The following is a 15551-nucleotide window of genomic DNA, read 5'->3' as shown; positions in this document are numbered from 1 at the left end:
GCTACTCGCCTACGTCTTCTCGGCATAGGCCGTCCACTCGATCGGCGAGGTGGTGAGGGGGCGGCCGGTCGGTTCGGTCTGCTCGACGGCGACCAGCACCATCGGGCCGAAAGCTGTTTGCGCCGCGGGATTTTGTGGCATCTCGGCCTACTTGTTCAGAAAGCCCGCATCGACCGGCAGGGTCACGCCAGTGATGTAGCGGGCCTGGTCGGAGACCAGCCAGGCCACGGTGTTGGCAATGTCCTCCGGCTGCAGCACCTCCACCGGCAACGCGTTGCCCATAGCGCCCGGGGTGTCCGTCGCGGCAGCCATTTTGGCCAGCCACTCGCGGGTGAACTCGTTGTTGATCATCGGTGTCTCGACCCCGGTCGGGTGAACCGAATTGACCCGAATATTGTGCTGGGCAAGCAAATTCGCGTACACACGCATCAGGCCGACCACGCCGTGTTTGGCGGCCGCGTAGCCTACCGAGCCGGCGTCGGCGCTACCCACGCCGGCGAGTCCGGCCGCGGAACTGATCAGCACGATGGATCCGCCGGCCCCTTGTCGCATCATGGTCGGTATCGCGGCCTTGATGGTGTTGTAGACCCCGGTCAGGTTGACGTCGATGACGTCGTGCCAGCCGTCGTCACCCGACTGCATGGGCGCGATGCCGGCATTGGCCACCACGATGTCGAGGCGGCCGAGTTCGTCGATGCCGATCTGCACCGCGGCCGACAGCGAGGCGCGGTCGCGGACGTCGGCCTCCTTGGCAACGATTCGTGCTCCGGTGTCCTCGACGAGTTTGACGGTGGCGGCCAAATCTTCGGTGGTCGCCAGCGGATAGGGGACGCTGGCGATCGGGGCGCAGATGTCGACCCCGATGATGTCGGCGCCCTCAGCTGCCAACCGGACCGCGTGGGCGCGGCCCTGACCGCGGGCAGAGCCGGTGATCAGCGCGACTTTCCCCGCTAGCGGCCCTGCCGGGCCGGCATCGGTCACCGGCGAATCACTCCTTTGTCGGGATCGCCGGCCGGAACGGGCTGCAGCATCTTGATGTCGGGGGCGCCGGCCAGGTGCTCGCCGGCCGCGCTGAACATGTTGGCAACCGCCGGGGCGCTGCTGTGCGTCTTCAGCGCGTCTTCGTCGGCCCACTGCTCGACGAAGACGAACGTCTCGCCGGATTGGTTCACCGAATACAACTGACAACCGGGCTCTTCGTGCACCTCCGCGGCCGCTGTCGTGAGGATGTCACGAACGATGTCGACTGATTCGGGCTTGACGGTCAGGGTGGCGACGACGACGACGGGCATTCAGGCCTCCTGGACGAAGAGTGACGGTTGTCACCCTACCCAGCTGTTTTCCCCGCTGAATCGCCGGTTCGACGGTAACGCTGAGGTAACCAGTGTGGCGGATGGTGCGGATGGTGTATTTGCGATTACGCTTGCCCCATGCCTAGCAAGACTGTCGTGCGCTCAGGAGCTCGAACCAGCAGGTCAAAGGCGGCTCCGCGAAGCGACGCTCGATCGGCGCGGCCGCGGAAGAAGCCCGCTCGGCGCCGGCCGGCCGGGCGGCGTCATCACGGTGTGGTGGCCGGCGCGGGACTCACCGCGGGCCGAGCGGTCCGCGCGACGTGGCTGATGCTGGCCAAGGGGACCGGTAGCACCGCGCGGTCGGTGGGTCGGGCCCGCGAGATCGATCCGGGTCACCGTCGCGACGGTATTGCCCTGGCGCTGCTGGGTGTTGCTGTCGTGATCGCCGCGAGTTCCTGGTTCCACGCCGCCCGACCGGTCGGCGCCTGGGTGGACTCGGTGGTGCGGATCTTCATCGGCTCCGCCGTTGGGGTTTTGCCCGTCGCCATTGCTGCGGTTGCGCTGCTGTTGATGCGCACCGAGCCGAACCCCGAGGCCCGCCCACGGCTCGTGTTGGGCGCGGCGATGGTCGCGCTGCCGGCACTGGGGCTGTGGCATCTGTGGGCCGGTTCGCCGGACACGCCGGCAGGACGCGCACACGCCGCAGGATTCATCGGCTTCGCCATCGGGGGACCGCTTTCGGAAGGGCTGACCGCCTGGATCTGCGCGCCGCTGCTGTTCATTGGTGTGTTGTTCGGCCTATTGCTGTTGACCGGCACCACAATTCGCGAGGTGCCCGACACCGTGCGGACCATGTTTGGCACCCGGATGTTCGACTATCGCGACGGCGACGATGTCTACTACGACGACGAAGCCGTCGAAGGCGATGTCGCCGAGGACTTTTCCGACGGCTACTACGACGATCCGTCGGCCTATGACGACGCTGCGGCAGCCCAGGCGTGGCCGTCGAGCGCCGTGGCGGTCGACGAGAGCCCGACGGTGCCGGAGCCCGCGGTGTCGCGCGGCCGCAAGCGTGAGCCCAAAGCGGCCGCCAAGCAAGACACTCTCGTGGTGGACCGGATCGTCGAGGGCTCATACGCACTGCCGTCGCTGAACCTGCTGATAGCGGGCGATCCGCCGAAGAAACGCAGCGCCGCCAACGACCAGATGGCCGACTCGATCACCTCGGTGCTGGATCAGTTCAAGGTCGACGCCGCGGTCACCGGCTGCACTCGCGGACCGACCGTCACGCGCTACGAGGTCGAACTGGGCCCAGGCGTGAAGGTGGAGAAGATCACCGCGCTGCAGAAGAACATCGCCTACGCGGTCGCCACCGAGAGCGTCCGGATGCTCGCGCCGATCCCGGGCAAGTCCGCGGTGGGCATCGAGGTGCCCAACACCGACCGCGAAATGGTGCGCCTCGCCGACGTTCTCACCGCGCCGGCGACGCGCCGCGACCACCACCCGCTGGTGATCGGTCTGGGCAAGGACATCGAAGGCGACTTCATCTCGGCCAACCTGGCCAAGATGCCGCACCTGCTGGTCGCCGGCTCCACCGGATCCGGAAAGTCCAGCTTCGTCAACTCGATGCTGGTGTCGCTGTTGACTCGTTGCACCCCCGAAGAGGTCAGGATGATCCTGATCGATCCGAAGATGGTCGAACTGACGCCATATGAAGGCATTCCGCACCTGATCACGCCGATCATCACGCAGCCGAAAAAGGCGGCGGCGGCGCTGGCGTGGCTGGTCGAGGAGATGGAACAGCGTTACCAGGACATGCAGGCATCCCGGGTGCGTCACATCGACGACTTCAATGCGAAGGTCCGCAGCGGAGAGATCACCGCACCGCTGGGCAGCCAGCGCGAATACCGGCCCTACCCGTACGTCGTCGCGATCGTCGACGAGCTGGCCGACCTGATGATGACCGCCCCGCGTGATGTCGAGGACGCCATCGTTCGGATCACCCAAAAGGCCCGTGCCGCAGGCATTCACCTGGTGCTGGCCACCCAGCGGCCATCGGTCGACGTGGTGACCGGGTTGATCAAGACCAACGTGCCGTCGCGTCTTGCGTTCGCCACCTCGTCGCTGACCGACAGCCGAGTGATCCTGGACCAAGCCGGCGCGGAGAAGCTGATCGGTATGGGTGACGGCCTGTTCCTGCCGATGGGGGCCGGCAAGCCCGTGCGGCTACAGGGCGCCTACATCTCCGACGAGGAAATCCAGGCCGTCGTCTCCGCCTGCAAGGAACAAGCGGAGCCCGAATACACCGAGGGCGTCACCGCGGCCAAGTCCACCGGCGAGCGCAAGGACGTCGACCCCGACATCGGCGACGACATGGACGTGTTCCTGCAAGCCGTCGAGTTGGTGGTGTCGAGTCAATTCGGGTCGACATCGATGCTGCAGCGCAAGCTTCGGGTCGGATTCGCCAAGGCCGGCCGGCTGATGGACCTGATGGAGACCCGCGAAATCGTCGGACCCAGCGAGGGATCCAAAGCCCGCGACGTGCTGGTCAAGCCCGAGGATCTGGCCGGAACGCTGATGCTGATCCGTGGCGGTTCCAACGCCGACGGGTCCGACGACGACGGGTAGCCGGGCTGGAGCGCTCCGCCAGCCGGGCACTCGGCTCCTAGCGCTCCGCTAGCCGGGCACTCGGCGACTAAAGGATCAGCAGCATTCGCGAATTACCCAAGGTGTTGGGCTTGACGTAGCTCAGGTCGAGGAACTCGGCGACACCGATGTCGTAGGAGCGCTGCATTTCGGCGAACACTTCGGTCGTCACCGGGGTGCCCTCGATCTCGGTGAACCCGTGCCTGCCGAAGAACTCAGTCTCGAAGGTCAGCACGAAAAGCCGCTGTAGCTGCAGGTCGCGGGAGACGCGCAGCAGCCGGTCGACGATGGCATGGCCAATCCCGCGGCCGGTCATCGAGGGATCGACGGCCACGGTGCGAACCTCGCCGAGGTCTGACCACAGCACGTGCAGCGCTCCGCAGCCGACCACCTTGCCCTCGTACTCGGCCACCCAGAACTCCTGGACGGCCTCATAGAGCGTTACCAGGTTTTTTTCCAGCAGGATCTTGCCGGCGTAGGTGTCTACGAGCCGCTTGATCAGGGGGACGTCGGAGGTGTGCGCGCGCCGGATCGTCGGCTCGTCGGCAGGTGCTTCGCTCGCAGCGCTCACGAAATGCAGAGTATCGGTTTGGCCCCGCCCGGCGACGATGCAGAGCGCGTGGCGCGATGAGGAGGAGCGGGCAATACAGCTGATGAGCCCGGTTACGGATATTCTGTTGCGGTGTCGGGGCAGCCGCAGTCAGGTCCGGTGGTTCCGCGCGTGCGGGTCACCAACCTCGCCAACGTCCTGACGCTGTTGCGATTGGTGTTGGTGCCGGTCTTCCTGCTGGCGTTGTTCGCCGGTAACGGGCACGAAACCCCCAGCCGCATCATCGCTTTCGTCGTTTTCGCGGTCGCGGTCATCACCGATCGCTTCGACGGTGCGCTGGCTCGCAACTACGGGATGGTGACCGAATTCGGCACGATGGCCGACCCGATCGCAGACAAGACGTTGATCGGCGCGGCGCTGATCGGGTTGTCGATGCTCGGCGACCTGCATTGGTGGGTGACGGTGGTCATCCTGGCCCGAGAAGTCGGGGTCACCGTGCTGCGGTTTGTGATGCTGCGTCACGGCGTCATCCCCGCCAGCCGCGGCGGGAAACTCAAGACCCTCGTCCAGGCCGTCGCGATCGGGTTGTACGTGCTGCCGGTATCGGGGACGTGGCTGGTGGTCGCCTGGGTGATAATGGCGGCCGCGATCGTGCTGACCGTGGTCACGGGACTGGACTACGTGGTTTCCGCTGTCAGAGACAGCCGTGGACGACCCGCTGCTGACTGAGGACGCGCGTGGGCTGGTCGCCGATCTGAGGATTCGCCAACAGAGCGTCGCGACCGCTGAATCGCTCACGGCGGGGCTGCTGGCGGCAACGCTCGCCGGCGTGCCCGGCGCCAGTGAGGTACTGCGCGGTGGCCTGGTCACCTATACCGAGTACACCAAAATCGCGCTGGCCGGTGTTGCGCCGCAGATTCTTGAAGAAGTCGGACCTGTCGCGGCCCCGACGGCTCGGGCCTTGGCTGTCGGTGCACGTCAACGCTGCGAAGCGACCTGGGGTGTGGGGTTGACCGGCGTCGCCGGACCCGAGCCACACGGCGGCCATGCCGTGGGCACCGTGTTCCTGGGTTTGGCTGGCCCCGGTGAAACAGCTGCCGTCGAAGTGGTCGAGCTACACCTGTCCGGGACGCGCTGGGATATCCGACTCTCAGCGGTTCGCGAGTCGATCAGCCGACTGCGGGCACTTGTCGAAGCGGCCTAACGGGTCGAATGAATCCAGCCGGGAACCAATGGCCGCGCCGGGTGCGTTGAGCTGATGAAGAATCAAGCTGACCGGACGTAAGGAGAGCGCGATGCCGTCATTGCTACGCGAGGTTCTCGGCGACGTACTGCGTGAAGCCCGCATCAACCAGGGTCGGACACTGCGACAGGTCTCCGACGCTGCCCGGGTCAGCCTGGGATACCTCTCCGAGGTCGAGCGCGGCCGCAAAGAGGCATCCAGCGAGCTGCTCAGCGCGATCTGCAATGCACTGGACTTTCCGCTGTCGCAGTTGCTCACGGACGCCAGCGAACAGCTGCTCGGCCAGAAGGCGGCGCAGGAGTCGACCAAGGTCGGCTCGCCGATCGCCACGAGTATCGATGCCAGCACCAAGGTCGTCATTCCCCCGGTCGCCGCCCTAGCTATCGCCTGATCACGACACGCAAGGGTGTGGCAATTGCGGCGGAGACGATAAGTTGAGCCTGACGGCATACATCGACACACGAAGGCAGAGCTAACTGATGGCCAATCCGTTCGTCAAAGCGTGGAAATACGTCATGGCGTTGTTCAACGCGAAGATCGACGAGCACGCCGACCCGAAAGTCCAGATCCAGCAGGCCATCGAGGATGCGCAGCGTCAGCACCAAGCACTGACCCAGCAAGCCGCGCAGGTGATCGGCAACCAGCGTCAACTCGAGATGCGGCTCAACCGTCAACTGGCTGACATCGAGAAACTGCAGGTCAACGTCCGTCAAGCTGTGACACTCGCCGATCAGGCCACCGCCGCGGGCGACTCCGCCAAAGCCACCGAGTACAACAACGCCGCCGAGGCGTTCGCAGCCCAGTTGGTGACGTCCGAGCAGAGCGTGGAAGACCTCAAGGCGCTGCACGACCAGGCGCTCGGTGCCGCTGCGCAGGCCAAGAAAGCCGTCGAGCAGAACGCCATGGTGCTTCAGCAGAAGATCGCCGAGCGCACCAAGCTGCTCAGCCAGCTCGAGCAGGCCAAGATGCAGGAGCAGGTCAGCAAGTCGTTGCGGTCGATGAGCGAGATCGCCGCGCCGGGTACCACGCCGAACCTCGACGAGGTCCGCGACAAGATCGAACGCCGCTACGCCAACGCGCTGGGCCAGGCTGAGCTCGCGCAGAACTCGGTGCAGGGCCGCATGATCGAGGTCCAACAGGCCGGTGTGGAGATGGCCGGTCACTCCCGTCTGGAGCAGATCCGGGCGTCGATGCGTGGTGACGCGTTGCCGGCCGGCGGGTCGGCGACCGCCGATCCCACGGTCGCTCCCGCGACCCCGGCCGTGGCACCGCAGGCCACGCCGACCGAGAAACCTCTCGGTCAGTAGGGGACGACCAAGCCCATGGCAGTGCAGTCCGGCCACAGCGGCGTATGGCGGACGCTTCTGCTGCGCGGCCTCGACACGGCCAGCGACCTCTCCGAGCTGATCTTCCAAAAGATCAGCTCTGCAACCGATCCCCGAGAGCGACAGCTGCGCCGGCGCCGGCGCGCGCTGCGCTGGGGTCTGATCTTCGCCGCCGGCACCGTGTTCTGGGGCGTGGTGACGGCGATCCTGGCGGCGTGGGGATGGTTCGCGCTGCTGCTGGAGATCACCGGGGGAGTGGCGGTCGTGCAAGCGATGATCGCTACGCTGCTGCTGATCCGCTACCGGTGGCTGAGAGCCGATCCGCTGCCCGCGCAGCGGCCCACCAATAGCCGGCGCCTGCCGCCTCCGAGTTCGGCGGCACGGCCGGCGATGTACGCGCTCGGCGCCTCCGAGCGAGGGTTCTTCTCGCTGCTCGGCGTCATCGAGCGCGGCAACATGCTGCCCGACACCGAGATTCGTGATCTGACCGCAGCGGCCAAGCAGAGTTCGGCTGCGATGGCGACCACCGCCGCGGAAGTGGTGTCGATGGAACGTGCGGCCAATGCAACTTCGCAGTCCCGCCCCTACCTGGCGCCCACGATCAACGCGTTCACTGCGCAGTTGAGCGCCGGGGTGCGCCAGTACAACGAAATGGTCACCGCTGCAGCCCAATTGGTGTCATCCGCGAACGCCGACGCCGGCGCCGCGCTGGTCGCATCGCGTCAGCGCTACCGCGACGAACTGGCCGGCGCGACCGATCGACTGATCGGCTGGTCGCGGGCATTTGATGAACTCGGCGGGCTGCCGCGGCGAGCGTAGCCGTTACGTCGAACGCCCGGCGGGCCGCACATTCGACGTCGAGCGCCCGGCTGGCGGGGCGTTCGGGCCTATTCGTCAATCGTCCCGGGGGCCGTACCGCTCGATGTACGACTGGCGCATCTGCTCGTCACGCTTACTGCGTTGTGCGTCAACCAGATTCGGGTCCATGCCATGCACCTGCAGCATGTGCCTACGCCACACTTTGTTGAGCGCGTGCGAGAAGTAGACGAACGGGATCAGGATCGGCAGCGTCATGCTCAGGTGCACGTCGAGCGTCGTCGGGATCAGCCAGAACGGGATGAGTACCAGCACCGCTGGGACAGCGACCCGCCGCATCATCCGGCCCGTCGCGCCCTTACTGGTCAAATCCTTGCGCACCCAGTCCCGCATCGAGTCGGGCAGCCGGCCGCCGCAGCAGTACCGGATGAACTGAAGTGCGTTGGGCCGCACGGAGCTTGCAGTCATCGCCGTCAGAGCGACGTCCGCAGTGCTGGGATCACGAGGCCCGCGATGCCACGCAGGGTCGCCTTGAACATGTCGAAGAAATCGAAGTAGTCGCGCCACAGCGTGATCTGCCCGTCGTGGACCTCGAAGACGCCGCACACCCAGAACTGCAGCCGCAGCGGGCCGAAGATCAGCGCGTCGGTGCGTTCGGTGAGCACGGCGGCGCCGTCGGCGGCGATCCGGTGGATCTTTACCTCGAAGCCGCTGGCGCCGCCCAGCGAGCTGAACAGCTTCATGGCCCGGCGACGTCCGTGAATGGTTGGCAATCCGACGTTCTGGTACACCAGATTTTCGGCCAGCGCAGCGCCTGCGGTGTCGAGGTCGGCGTCCTGCAGTGCGTGCAGGAAGACCTCCACAGTGCGGGTGTTGTCGAGAGTCAGCTCGGTCATGATCAACAGCCTAACCAGTCGCTGTGGCAGGGTAGGGCGATGCGCGTCGCGGTGGTGGCCGGACCGGACCCCGGGCACTCCTTTCCGGCGATCGCGCTGTGCCGGCGATTCCTGGCGGCAGGCGATATACCCACGCTGCTGACTGGCACCGAATGGCTGGACACCGCCCGTGCCGCCGATGTCGACGCTGTGGAATTGGTCGGGCTGGATCCGACCGCGGACGACGACGACGGCGACGCCGGCGCCAAGATCAACCAGCGGGCCGCGCGAATGGCCGTGCTGAACCTCCCTCAGCTGCAGGCGATGCAGCTGGATTTGGTGGTGTCCGATGTGATCACCGCGTGCGGCGGCATGGCCGCGGAGCTGCTGAGGATCCCGTGGATCGAGCTCAACCCGCACCCGCTCTACCGGCCGTCCGCGGGATTACCGCCGATCGGCAGTGGACTGGCGCCCGGCACCGGGATTCGCGGCCGGCTGCGTGACGCCACGATGCGGGCGTTGACGGCGCGGTCCCTGCGGGCCGGTGACCGGCAGCGATCGCAGGCCCGCACCGAAATCGGTTTGCCGGCACGCGATCCCGGCCCGCTGCGCAGGCTGATCGCGACGTTGCCCGCCCTGGAGGTTCCGCGCCCGGACTGGCCGGCCGAGGCCGTCGTGGTGGGTCCATTGCACTTCGAGCCGACCGAGCAGGTGCTGTCCATTCCGTCGGGCTCGGGGCCCGTAGTGGTTGTTGCGCCGTCGACGGCGACGACCGGAGCGAAGGGGATGGCCGAGACGGCCCTGGACAGTTTGGTGCCCGGGGCCGGGCTGCCATCCGGCGCCCGGGTGGTGGTGTCGCGGCTGGGCGGTCCGGAGCTGAGGTTGCCGTCGTGGGCGGTGGCCGGGCTGGGCCGGCAAGACGATCTGCTCGCCGAGGCCGATCTGGTGATCTGCGGCGGTGGCCACGGGATGGTGGCCAAGACGTTGTTGGCGGGCGTGCCGCTGGTGATGGTCCCCGGCGGCGGCGACCAGTGGGAGATCGCCAACCGGGTGGCGCGGCACGGTAGCGGGCGGCTGGTGCGGCCGTTGACGGGGGAGGCGCTGGCCGGTGCGGCTGCCGACGTGCTGGCGACACCCGCCTACCGCGCCGCCGCACAGTGCGCAGCGGCCAGCGCCGCCGATGTGGCCGACCCCGTGCAGGTGTGCCATCAGGCGCTGACGCCCGCCAAGTAGGTAGCTTGGCGGGGTGCGACTCACGGAATTCAACGAGCGGGTCACCCTGCGATTCGGCGCCACTTACGGCACCTCTGTGCTGGCTGATCACGTGCTGACCGGGTTCGATGGGCGCACCGCCGCGCAGGCGATCGAGGACGGAATCGAGCCGCGCGACGTCTGGCGGGCACTGTGTGTCGACTTCGACGTGCCCCGCGAGCAGTGGTGAACTAACCGCGTCCAGCGCCAGGCCGCCGACGCGAGACACGCCAGCGGCGCGCCTCCTTGCGTTCGAACAGGTGTTCGTTACTGTGGTGATTGTTCGACGGGCCCGACTTGTCGGTGGGCTGCTTTAACGTCACGGCCAACTGACCAAGACCGGTCAAAGCGAACAACGACTACACCGAGAGGTAGCACCATGGCACAAGCCCCAGACCGCGAAAAGGCCCTCGAATTGGCACTGGCCCAAATCGAGAAGAGTCACGGTAAAGGGTCGGTGATGCGCCTTGGTGACGAAGTGCGCGTACCGATCTCGGTCATCCCGACCGGGTCGATCGCGCTGGACGTCGCCCTAGGCATCGGCGGCCTGCCCCGCGGCCGCATCATCGAGATCTACGGCCCGGAGTCCTCGGGTAAGACCACCGTCGCACTGCACGCGGTGGCCAACGCCCAGGCCGCAGGCGGCATCGCGGCGTTCATCGACGCCGAGCACGCGCTGGATCCCGACTATGCCAGCAAGCTGGGCGTGGACACTGATTCACTGCTGGTCAGCCAACCGGATACCGGCGAGCAGGCCCTCGAGATCGCCGACATGCTGATCCGCTCGGGCGCGCTGGACATCCTGGTCATCGACTCGGTGGCCGCATTGGTGCCGCGCGCCGAGATCGAGGGTGAGATGGGCGACAGCCACGTCGGCCTGCAGGCCCGGCTGATGAGCCAGGCGCTCCGGAAAATCACCGGTGCACTGAGTAATTCGGGCACGACGGCGATCTTCATCAACCAGCTTCGCGAGAAGATCGGCGTGATGTTCGGCTCGCCCGAAACAACTACGGGTGGTAAAGCTTTGAAGTTCTACTCGTCGGTGCGTCTGGACGTGCGACGGATCGAGACACTCAAGGACGGCACCGATGCGGTCGGCAACCGCACCCGGGTCAAGGTCGTCAAGAACAAGGTGTCGCCGCCGTTCAAGCAGGCCGAGTTCGACATCCTCTACGGCCGGGGCATCAGCCGCGAAGGCTCGCTGATCGACATGGGTGTGGATCAGGGCTTCGTCCGTAAGTCGGGGTCGTGGTTCACCTATGAGGGCGAGCAGTTGGGGCAGGGCAAGGAGAACGCCCGCAACTTTCTGATGGAGAACCCCGACGTGGCCAACGAGATCGAGAAGAAGATCAAAGAAAAGCTCGGTATCGGCGCGGTAGTGACGGATGAGCCCGCAAATGTCGACGTCTTGCCCGCCCCCGTCGACTTCTGAGCCTTCTCGCGATGAGCAGGCGCGGGCATTGTGCCTGCGCCTGCTCACCGCGAGGGCGCGTACCCGCGCCGAGCTGACCGGCCAACTGACCAAGCGCGGCTACCCCGACGAGGTCAGCACCCGGGTGCTGGACCGGCTGACCGATGTCGGGCTGCTAAACGACGTCGACTTCGCCGAACAGTGGGTGCACTCCCGGCTGGCCAACGCAGGAAAAGGCAAGCGCGCGTTGGCCGCTGAGCTGCACACCAAAGGCGTCGACAAAGAGGTGATCACGTCGGTGCTCGGCGGCATCTATCCCGCCGATGAGCGTGGCCGCGCCGAAGAACTGGTTCGCAAGAAGTTACGGCGCGAGGACCTCAGCGACGAAGCCGCCGATGCCCGGGTGACCCGCCGACTCATGGGCATGCTCGCGCGACGCGGTTTCAGCCAGAGCATGGCCCTCGACGTGGCTCGCGTCGAGTTGGCGGGGGAGCGCGAGCGCAGGCGGGTCTAGGTTGGCCGAACGCCGCGATGCCGTCCCGCCGTACCATGGCCCAGTGACGTCTACGGTGGCATCGGATGCAGCGCCCTTAGCGGTGTCGTCGCCGTCGCAGCGCACCTACCAGGTCCGCACGTACGGATGTCAGATGAATGTCCACGATTCCGAGCGCCTGGCGGGTCTGCTCGAAGCGGCTGGCTACCAGCGGGCTCCGGACGGCGACGACGCCGACGTGGTGGTCTTCAACACCTGCGCGGTGCGGGAGAACGCCGACAACAAGCTCTACGGAAACATCAGTCATCTGGCGCCGCAAAAGCGGAGCAACCCCGACATGCAGATCGCGGTCGGCGGATGCCTGGCCCAAAAGGACAAAGACGACGTGCTGCGCAAAGCACCATGGGTCGATGTCGTGTTCGGCACCCACAACATCGGATCGCTACCGACGCTGCTCGAACGGGCCCGGCACAACAGGGTCGCGCAGGTGGAAATCGCCGACGCGTTGCAGGAGTTTCCCTCGGCGCTGCCGGCCGCCCGCGAATCCGCTTACGCCGCTTGGGTTTCCATCTCAGTGGGATGCAACAACAACTGCACGTTCTGCATCGTCCCGGCCCTGCGGGGCAAAGAAGTGGACCGCAGCCCAGGCGACATCCTCGCCGAGGTGCGCTCGCTGGTGGACGACGGCGTGCTGGAGGTCACCCTGCTGGGTCAAAACGTCAACGCCTACGGGGTGTCGTTCGCCGACCCGCAGATACCGCGCAATCGTGGCGCCTTCGCCGAGTTGTTGACCGCGTGCGGGTGCATCGACGGGCTGGAACGGGTGCGATTCACCTCGCCACACCCCGCTGAGTTCACCGACGACGTCATCGAAGCGATGGCGCAGACCCCGAATGTCTGCCCGGCCCTGCACATGCCGCTGCAGTCTGGCTCGGACCGGATGTTGCGTGCGATGCGGCGGTCCTACCGGGCCGAGCGTTACCTAGGGATCATCGACCGGGTACGAGCGGCCATGCCGCACGCCGCGATCACCACCGACCTGATCGTCGGCTTTCCCGGTGAAACCGAGGAAGATTTCGCCGCCACGCTCGATGTGGTCCGGCAGGCCCGCTTCGCCAACGCGTTCACGTTCCAGTATTCCAAGCGTCCTGGCACGCCGGCTGCCGAGCTCGATCGTCAGCTCCCGAAAGCCGTTGTGCAAGAACGCTATGAGCGATTGATCGCGCTGCAGGACCAGATCGCGCTGGAAGAGAACCAAGGCCAGATCGGCCGAACCGTCGAGTTACTGGTGGCCACCGGCGAAGGTCGCAAGGACAGCAGCACCGCGCGGATGAGCGGTCGCGCACGCGACGGGCGGCTGGTGCATTTCGCGCCCGGTGAGCGGCAGGTACGCCCGGGTGACGTCGTCATCACTACGGTCACGGGCGCCGCGCCGCACCATCTGATCGCGGACGCCGGCATCATCGACTGTCGCCGCACGCGAGCCGGTGACGCTCACGCTGCCGGGCAACGCCCGCGCCGTAGCGGCACCGGTCTCGGCATGCCGACGATCGGGCAACCACCCGCGACCGCTGAAGCGCTGGGGTGCGCGCGATGAGCGGCCAACCGGGCGAGTTCGATGCCTTCCGCGACGACATCGAGGCGGCCGAACAACGTATTGCCCGTGAAATAGAACCGGGCGCACGCGCGCTGGTCGTCGCCATCCTGGTGTTCGTGTTGATCGGATCATTCGCCCTGCCGCACACCGGCGACGTGCGCGGCTGGGACGTGTTGTTTTCCACGCATGGCGCCGGAAAGGCGGCAATCGCGCTGCCGTCGCGCGTATTCAGCTGGCTGGCTTTGGTTTTCGGCGTCGGTTTCTCGATGCTGGCACTGTTGACTCGGCGCTGGGCTCTGGCCTGGGTCGCGCTGGCCGGCTCCGCGGTGGCCAGTGCTGCCGGGCTGCTGGCGATCTGGTCACGGCAGACGGTGGCCTCGGGACATCCCGGTCCCGGCATCGGGCTGATCGTGGGATGGATCGCCATCCTCCTGCTGACATTCCATTGGGCGCGGGTGGTGTGGTCACGCACGATCGTGCAACTCGCCGCCGAGGAACAGCGTCGTCAGTCCGCAGCGCAGCAACACGCCCGCACGTTGCTGGAAACCCTCGACGGCCCAGACGCAGCGAAATCACCCAAACCCGACGGCGAGACGCCGGGGGCCGGCTAGCGCTTGCGGGTCAGCGCATCGTTCGCGGCGTCAGCCCATTGCCGCCATTGCTCGGCGTTGGCCTTGGCCTCTCGGGCGTCCTTGGTGCGGCCCGCGGCCTCAGCCTTCAGCGCCTGACGTTCGTATTGCTCGGCACGCTCGCGGAACTGCTCCGCTCGTGCCTGAGCCTGCGGGTCGGGCCCGGACGGCTCGGCGGCGTCGCGCACCCTCTTCTCGACCGCGCGCATCCGCCGCTCGAGGTCGGCAGACTTCTCCCGCGGAACCTTGCCGATCGCGTCCCATTTGTCGCCGATCGTTCGTAACGCCGCCCGCGCCGCGTCGTGGTTGCCGGCGTCGAGCTTCTCGGCCTCAGCCAGCAGCGCCTCTTTGGCGCTCACGTTCGCGTTGAATTCGGCATCCCGTTCGGCGGTCGCGCCGTTGCGGGCTTTGAAGAAGGTGTCCTGGGCGCCCTTGAAGCGGGCCCACAGGGCGTCGTCGACGTCGCGGGCTGCGCGGCCGGCAGCCTTCCAATCGACGAGCAGCTTGCGGAATTCAGCGCTGGTCGCGCCCCAATCCGTGGAATTGACAAGCGATTCGGCCTTGACGCAGAGCTTTTCTTTTGCCTCGCGCGCACCCGCCCGATCGCGGTCCATTTCCGCGAAATGTGATCCGCGCCGCCGGTTGAACGCCTCGCGCGCCGCGGAATAGCGCTTCCACAGCGCGTCGTCGGTTTTGCGGTCGAGCCCGTTGATCGTCTTCCATTCGTCCAGAATCGCGCGCAGCCGATCGCCGGCGACCTTCCACTGCGTCGAGGCGTTACCCAGTTCCTCCGCCTCGGCGGCCAGGGCGTCCTTGCGCGCGGTTTGGGCTGCGCGATGCTCGTCGCGCCGACTGCGGTCGGCCGCAGCGGCGGCATTGGCATGCTCGGCGATGCTGGTCAGGCGGGCCGCCAGCGCGTCGACATCGCCGAGCACATTCGCGGTCGGCAGCGTCTCAGCCAGCCCCGCGGCGGTGGCTTTGATCTTGCGTGCGTCACCGGTACCGGCCGTCAGGCGTTCTTCGAGCAGCGCGATCTCGGTGCTCAAGTCGTCGAAGCGTCGACCGAAGTGGGCGAACGCCGCCTCGGTGTCGCCCGCTTGCCAGGAGCCGATGATGCGCTCGCCGGCCGAACTGATCAACCAGACCGTGCCGTCGGCGTCGACCCGGCCGAATCGGTGCGGGTCGCTGGCCGGCATTGTGGTCGCGACCACCGGGTGGGCGTGCGGGCGTGGTGTCGGCTTGGGGCCCGGCCGCGGTCCCGGTCGCGGGATGGGCCGGGGCGTGTTAGCTGGCTCGTCAGGCGTCATGAACTGCCGTTACCTACCCTTCGCGCGGTTATTGACCGCGCACCTGCCGCGCATTGCGGCGCCGTCGACACGGGGCACTCACGTAGGCGCCCCATCAGTATTGAAGCAGCTTGTTG

Annotated in this window: 19 protein-coding genes; 12 read left to right on the top strand and 7 right to left on the bottom strand. The window is 66.8% G+C overall.

The annotated features are described in order from the left end of the window. Window positions 1-9 precede the first annotated feature (9 nt). The 3 genes from ACQY5A_RS11000 to ACQY5A_RS10990 are packed head-to-tail and all read right to left on the bottom strand — an operon-like array spanning window position 10 to window position 1292. Window positions 10-141 carry a hypothetical protein gene (locus ACQY5A_RS11000; protein ID WP_428340487.1) on the bottom strand — a complete coding sequence of 44 codons (132 nt, stop codon included), beginning with the start codon at window positions 139-141 and terminating at the stop codon, window positions 10-12. 6 nt (window positions 142-147) lie between these two features. Further along, the gene (locus ACQY5A_RS10995; RefSeq protein WP_428340377.1) at window positions 148-981 is read right to left on the bottom strand and encodes a mycofactocin-coupled SDR family oxidoreductase; all 834 of its coding nucleotides are present in this window, start codon (window positions 979-981) and stop codon (window positions 148-150) included. Then, complete coding sequence (locus ACQY5A_RS10990) at window positions 978-1292, bottom strand: putative quinol monooxygenase (protein ID WP_428340376.1); 315 nt, start codon at window positions 1290-1292, stop codon at window positions 978-980. The genes ACQY5A_RS10995 and ACQY5A_RS10990 overlap by 4 nt, the downstream gene beginning before the upstream one ends. A gap of 138 nt (window positions 1293-1430) precedes the next feature. On the opposite strand from ACQY5A_RS10990, the gene ACQY5A_RS10985 reads away from it, so the two are divergent. Further along, a complete protein-coding gene (locus ACQY5A_RS10985) occupies window positions 1431-3920 on the top strand; it encodes a DNA translocase FtsK (protein WP_428340375.1) in 2490 nt (829 codons plus the stop codon). A 67-nt stretch (window positions 3921-3987) separates the two neighbouring features. Here the strand turns inward: ACQY5A_RS10985 and ACQY5A_RS10980 are convergent, their stop codons facing one another. Further along, a complete protein-coding gene (locus ACQY5A_RS10980) occupies window positions 3988-4509 on the bottom strand; it encodes an amino-acid N-acetyltransferase (protein ID WP_428340374.1) in 522 nt (173 codons plus the stop codon). A 111-nt stretch (window positions 4510-4620) separates the two neighbouring features. On the opposite strand from ACQY5A_RS10980, the gene pgsA reads away from it, so the two are divergent. The 5 genes from pgsA to pspM all read left to right on the top strand — a co-directional run bounded on the left by pgsA (window position 4621) and on the right by pspM (window position 7875). Continuing rightward, window positions 4621-5217, top strand: coding sequence for a CDP-diacylglycerol--glycerol-3-phosphate 3-phosphatidyltransferase (pgsA, locus tag ACQY5A_RS10975; RefSeq protein WP_428340373.1), 597 nt, complete (start codon window positions 4621-4623; stop codon window positions 5215-5217). Further along, window positions 5195-5692: a CinA family protein gene (locus tag ACQY5A_RS10970; RefSeq protein ID WP_428340372.1), complete on the top strand. Its 498-nt coding sequence runs from the start codon at window positions 5195-5197 to the stop codon at window positions 5690-5692. Before pgsA ends, ACQY5A_RS10970 begins: the two co-directional genes overlap by 23 nt. A gap of 91 nt (window positions 5693-5783) precedes the next feature. After that, on the top strand, window positions 5784-6122 hold the full coding sequence (clgR, locus tag ACQY5A_RS10965) for a transcriptional regulator ClgR (protein ID WP_428340371.1): 339 nt from the start codon (window positions 5784-5786) through the stop codon (window positions 6120-6122). An 88-nt stretch (window positions 6123-6210) separates the two neighbouring features. After that, window positions 6211-7038 carry a phage shock protein PspA gene (pspA, locus tag ACQY5A_RS10960; RefSeq protein ID WP_428340370.1) on the top strand — a complete coding sequence of 276 codons (828 nt, stop codon included), beginning with the start codon at window positions 6211-6213 and terminating at the stop codon, window positions 7036-7038. A 15-nt stretch (window positions 7039-7053) separates the two neighbouring features. After that, complete coding sequence (gene pspM / locus ACQY5A_RS10955; protein ID WP_428340369.1) at window positions 7054-7875, top strand: phage shock envelope stress response protein PspM; 822 nt, start codon at window positions 7054-7056, stop codon at window positions 7873-7875. 75 nt (window positions 7876-7950) lie between these two features. Here pspM and ACQY5A_RS10950 read toward each other — a convergent pair whose 3' ends face one another. Both ACQY5A_RS10950 and ACQY5A_RS10945 read right to left on the bottom strand, forming a co-directional pair. Next, a complete protein-coding gene (locus tag ACQY5A_RS10950) occupies window positions 7951-8340 on the bottom strand; it encodes a DUF5313 domain-containing protein (RefSeq protein WP_428340368.1) in 390 nt (129 codons plus the stop codon). A gap of 5 nt (window positions 8341-8345) precedes the next feature. Beyond that, on the bottom strand, window positions 8346-8768 hold the full coding sequence (locus ACQY5A_RS10945; protein ID WP_428340367.1) for a limonene-1,2-epoxide hydrolase family protein: 423 nt from the start codon (window positions 8766-8768) through the stop codon (window positions 8346-8348). Between the two features lie 39 nt (window positions 8769-8807). Between ACQY5A_RS10945 and ACQY5A_RS10940 the strand changes: the two genes are divergently transcribed. The 6 genes from ACQY5A_RS10940 (at window position 8808) to ACQY5A_RS10915 (ending at window position 14110) form a co-directional block, all read left to right on the top strand. Next, window positions 8808-9980: a glycosyltransferase gene (locus ACQY5A_RS10940; RefSeq protein WP_428340366.1), complete on the top strand. Its 1173-nt coding sequence runs from the start codon at window positions 8808-8810 to the stop codon at window positions 9978-9980. A 13-nt stretch (window positions 9981-9993) separates the two neighbouring features. Continuing rightward, entirely contained in the window at window positions 9994-10188 is a 195-nt protein-coding gene (locus ACQY5A_RS10935; RefSeq protein ID WP_428340365.1) for a DUF3046 domain-containing protein, read from the top strand. Between the two features lie 189 nt (window positions 10189-10377). Next, the gene (gene recA, locus ACQY5A_RS10930) at window positions 10378-11430 is read left to right on the top strand and encodes a recombinase RecA (protein ID WP_428340364.1); all 1053 of its coding nucleotides are present in this window, start codon (window positions 10378-10380) and stop codon (window positions 11428-11430) included. Next, on the top strand, window positions 11396-11923 hold the full coding sequence (gene recX / locus ACQY5A_RS10925) for a recombination regulator RecX (protein ID WP_428340484.1): 528 nt from the start codon (window positions 11396-11398) through the stop codon (window positions 11921-11923). The genes recA and recX overlap by 35 nt, the downstream gene beginning before the upstream one ends. Before the next feature lie 43 nt (window positions 11924-11966). After that, window positions 11967-13499 carry a tRNA (N6-isopentenyl adenosine(37)-C2)-methylthiotransferase MiaB gene (gene miaB, locus ACQY5A_RS10920; RefSeq protein WP_428340363.1) on the top strand — a complete coding sequence of 511 codons (1533 nt, stop codon included), beginning with the start codon at window positions 11967-11969 and terminating at the stop codon, window positions 13497-13499. Next, window positions 13496-14110: an Rv2732c family membrane protein gene (locus ACQY5A_RS10915; protein ID WP_428340362.1), complete on the top strand. Its 615-nt coding sequence runs from the start codon at window positions 13496-13498 to the stop codon at window positions 14108-14110. The genes miaB and ACQY5A_RS10915 overlap by 4 nt, the downstream gene beginning before the upstream one ends. On the opposite strand, the gene ACQY5A_RS10910 is transcribed toward ACQY5A_RS10915, so the two are convergent. Then, on the bottom strand, window positions 14107-15435 hold the full coding sequence (locus ACQY5A_RS10910; protein WP_428340361.1) for a DUF349 domain-containing protein: 1329 nt from the start codon (window positions 15433-15435) through the stop codon (window positions 14107-14109). The genes ACQY5A_RS10915 and ACQY5A_RS10910 overlap by 4 nt on opposite strands. Window positions 15436-15551: the final 116 nt, after the last annotated feature.

The sequence above is a fragment of the Mycobacterium sp. genome (genome assembly GCF_965277065.1).
GTDB lineage: Bacteria > Actinomycetota > Actinomycetes > Mycobacteriales > Mycobacteriaceae > Mycobacterium.
The sequence above is the reverse complement of the archived record's forward strand: the minus strand, read 5'-3'. Positions and strand labels throughout refer to the sequence as shown.

What these genes read in the sequence shown, in the direction of transcription:
- ACQY5A_RS11000 (WP_428340487.1), bottom strand. Translation starts at nt 141, where the DNA reads ATGCCACAAAATCCCGCGGCGCAAACAGCTTTCGGCCCGATGGTGCTG.
- ACQY5A_RS10990 (WP_428340376.1), bottom strand. Translation starts at nt 1,292, where the DNA reads ATGCCCGTCGTCGTCGTCGCCACCCTGACCGTCAAGCCCGAATCAGTC.
- ACQY5A_RS10985 (WP_428340375.1), top strand. Translation starts at nt 1,431, where the DNA reads ATGCCTAGCAAGACTGTCGTGCGCTCAGGAGCTCGAACCAGCAGGTCA.
- clgR (WP_428340371.1), top strand. Translation starts at nt 5,784, where the DNA reads ATGCCGTCATTGCTACGCGAGGTTCTCGGCGACGTACTGCGTGAAGCC.
- pspA (WP_428340370.1), top strand. Translation starts at nt 6,211, where the DNA reads ATGGCCAATCCGTTCGTCAAAGCGTGGAAATACGTCATGGCGTTGTTC.
- pspM (WP_428340369.1), top strand. Translation starts at nt 7,054, where the DNA reads ATGGCAGTGCAGTCCGGCCACAGCGGCGTATGGCGGACGCTTCTGCTG.
- ACQY5A_RS10950 (WP_428340368.1), bottom strand. Translation starts at nt 8,340, where the DNA reads ATGACTGCAAGCTCCGTGCGGCCCAACGCACTTCAGTTCATCCGGTAC.
- ACQY5A_RS10945 (WP_428340367.1), bottom strand. Translation starts at nt 8,768, where the DNA reads ATGACCGAGCTGACTCTCGACAACACCCGCACTGTGGAGGTCTTCCTG.
- ACQY5A_RS10940 (WP_428340366.1), top strand. Translation starts at nt 8,808, where the DNA reads ATGCGCGTCGCGGTGGTGGCCGGACCGGACCCCGGGCACTCCTTTCCG.
- recA (WP_428340364.1), top strand. Translation starts at nt 10,378, where the DNA reads ATGGCACAAGCCCCAGACCGCGAAAAGGCCCTCGAATTGGCACTGGCC.
- recX (WP_428340484.1), top strand. Translation starts at nt 11,396, where the DNA reads ATGTCGACGTCTTGCCCGCCCCCGTCGACTTCTGAGCCTTCTCGCGAT.
- ACQY5A_RS10915 (WP_428340362.1), top strand. Translation starts at nt 13,496, where the DNA reads ATGAGCGGCCAACCGGGCGAGTTCGATGCCTTCCGCGACGACATCGAG.
- ACQY5A_RS10910 (WP_428340361.1), bottom strand. Translation starts at nt 15,435, where the DNA reads ATGACGCCTGACGAGCCAGCTAACACGCCCCGGCCCATCCCGCGACCG.